General features: G+C 71.8%; 1 protein-coding gene. It reads left to right on the forward strand.

The genetic code is table 11. The features are described 5' to 3' along the window. Nucleotides 1-20: 20 nt before the first annotated feature. Nucleotides 21-341: hypothetical protein (locus JK364_RS54780; RefSeq protein WP_307841751.1), on the forward strand; the 321-nt coding region annotated here is incomplete at its 3' end.

The following is a 341-nucleotide window of genomic DNA, read 5'->3' on the forward strand; positions in this document are numbered from 1 at the left end:
TGGGTCAGGGCCGGGGTGGGGTGAAGCAGCTCATCGGCTACGTCGTCCCCGCCGAGGCACCGGAGAGCGGACTCGGCAACGTCCACAGCCTCGGGGACCTGGAAGTCGATCTGACCGCGGGAGTCTCCGTCCGGGAACTGCGCCGCTTTGTCTCCGACCGGCTGCCGGAGTTCATGGTGCCCGCCGTCTTCGTCATGCTCGACCGGCTGCCGCTGGCGCCCAATGGGAAGCTGGACCGCGCCGCCCTGCCCGCGCCCGACTTCAGCGGCGGCGAGTACCGCGCCCCCCGCTCGGCCGCCGAGGATGTGCTGGCGAGCGTGTACGCCGAGGTCCTGGGAGTG

The organism is Streptomyces endocoffeicus, assembly GCF_016741935.1.
Lineage (GTDB): Bacteria > Actinomycetota > Actinomycetes > Streptomycetales > Streptomycetaceae > Streptomyces > Streptomyces endocoffeicus.